The organism is Gulbenkiania mobilis, from assembly GCA_004346645.1.
Classification (GTDB): domain Bacteria; phylum Pseudomonadota; class Gammaproteobacteria; order Burkholderiales; family Chromobacteriaceae; genus Gulbenkiania; species Gulbenkiania mobilis.
Genome location: SMDA01000020.1, coordinates 1 through 1,818 on the forward strand (window position 1 = coordinate 1; position 1,818 = coordinate 1,818).

Annotated in this window: 4 protein-coding genes; all 4 read left to right on the top strand. The window is 57.0% G+C overall.

Annotated features, from left to right (window positions below):
* The coding region (locus tag EV669_RS13960) for a tyrosine-type recombinase/integrase (RefSeq protein WP_165922754.1) at nucleotides 1–415 on the top strand (415 nt) is incomplete at its 5' end.
* The gene (locus EV669_RS13965; protein ID WP_132099008.1) at nucleotides 412–1,221 is read left to right on the top strand and encodes a hypothetical protein; all 810 of its coding nucleotides are present in this window, start codon (nucleotides 412–414) and stop codon (nucleotides 1,219–1,221) included. The genes EV669_RS13960 and EV669_RS13965, both read left to right, overlap by 4 nt.
* Nucleotides 1,222–1,362: 141 nt before the next feature.
* Nucleotides 1,363–1,584, top strand: a complete 222-nt coding sequence (locus EV669_RS14320; RefSeq protein ID WP_132099009.1) for a helix-turn-helix transcriptional regulator — start codon at nucleotides 1,363–1,365, stop codon at nucleotides 1,582–1,584.
* The coding region (locus tag EV669_RS13975; protein ID WP_207913924.1) for a hypothetical protein at nucleotides 1,581–1,818 on the top strand (238 nt) is incomplete at its 3' end. The genes EV669_RS14320 and EV669_RS13975, both read left to right, overlap by 4 nt.

Consider the following 1,818-nt stretch of genomic DNA (forward strand, 5'->3'; position numbering starts at 1 on the left):
TGTTTGGCGTATCCCGGCGCAGCGCCTGACAGCGCGCAAGGAGCACGTCGTGCCTCTGCCACGACAGGCAGTGGAGATGCTCAAAGGACTGCATGCCATTACCGGCAATCGCAAGCACCTGTTTCCCGGCCGGGATGATCGCAACGCTCCCATGTCCGCCGCATCGCTTCGCCAGGCGCTCAAGGTTTTGGGGTGGAGTGGCGCTTATAGCCCACACGCCACGCGGACCAGCGGCAGTACCCGTCTTAACGAGATGGGCTACCGCCCCGATGCCATCGAGGCGCAGCTTGCCCATGCCGACCAGAACAATGTGCGTCGTACCTACAACCACGCCACCTATTTCGATGAGCGCCGCACCATGATGCAGGAATGGGCGGACAGATTGGACGAATGGAAAGAGCAAGCACAGGCATGACCACAAAGATCATGGCTCCAGATATTCCCAACTCCGATGCCGCCGCCGAGCTGCGCACCAGAGCAGAGGCAACCTGCGACCGATATGGCGTTCAGCGCCGCGAGCAATGTGTAAATGCTTTTCTGCGGCTGGCAGAAAGTTTTCGTTGGCGTACGATGCCGCCCCCTGAAATTGAAGAAGGCACACTTGAGCAACTAAAAAGACTCCGAGATGCGGCGTCCCGGTTAAGCAAGGCGCTTCGAAGCCTGGACGAAGAGTCGGCAGCGCTATTGCCCGAATTTCTGAGGAAGGACCTGCCTACCCATAAGCTGTTCTGCGAGTCGCTACACTCCGTGAGCAGGCAATTGTCAGCGCCCGGAGCAAGCAGAGAACATGAGGCCAAGGAACTGATCGCCAAGCAGTTTATCGTCACCTGCCAGCAATTCAGAATTCCGATCAAGTGGAGCAAGGAGTTCGAGTACCACTCGGTGAACAGCAAGAACGAGCCATCCGCCTATCTCCTCGGCGCCATCTATGCTGCAGGCAGCATGAAGGCCGATGCTGAAACCACGCCTGCTCATCGCGCCAATCACTATCTGGGGCGTTTCAGCAAAGGATTTACCGTCGCTATCGATGGAGTTGTAGTCCGGGTGCTGCTGAAGAAAACAGTGATAGAGCCCAATCTTTACATGTCCCAGATAATGAAAGCCGTCTCCGAGGGACGTGAACAAACCCTGCCCACAAGCAGCATCCTTACGGCATCTTGCCAAGGATACGAGCTTGGATTGTCTCGGCCATTTTGTGAAACATTCGACTGGCACAGCTGAGGCCACTGCTCGACACCGGTTTGCATGCTGGGTGATTTCAGGCCCGAGAATAGGGAGTGCAGGTGACAACCGTGCTCCCTGACTTCATAACCAGATCTTTTGCATGATCCCTTCGTGTTTCAACACGTTAAGAGGAACAGCATGCAAATCATCAAGACGCAGGATGTCTGCACGAAGATCTCGGTCAGCCGGACAACCCTCTGGCGACTTTGCCAGACTGAAGATTTTCCGAAGCCAGTTCGGCTAGGCCCAAGCGGCCGTTCGATTGGCTTTTTTGCCCACGAGATCGACGCATGGCTTGAGACTCAGGCGGCGGAGCGTGAGCACGCTGGTTGTCTGACTCGCCAGAGGGCGAAGTCATGAGCCGCATCCGCATTGATGACTCTGCGGAATATTGGTGGTCTTTGCCTTGCAGCCTGCTGCGCGACTCCCGGTTGAGCTATGAAGCGCGAGGCGTAGCTTGCCATTTGCTTTCGCTGGGCCGCAACTGGCAGTTGCGCGCTGTCGCACTGCCGCGCGTGCTGCACGATCAGTCACGCGCGAAAGGCCATCTTGGGCGAGACCTTTGCCGCCGCATCCTGCGCGAGTTTGAAGATG

Excerpts from the sequence above, each read along its gene's own strand:
- EV669_RS14320 (WP_132099009.1), top strand. The coding sequence starts at position 1,363 with ATGCAAATCATCAAGACGCAGGATGTCTGCACGAAGATCTCGGTCAGC.
- EV669_RS13965 (WP_132099008.1), top strand. The coding sequence starts at position 412 with ATGACCACAAAGATCATGGCTCCAGATATTCCCAACTCCGATGCCGCC.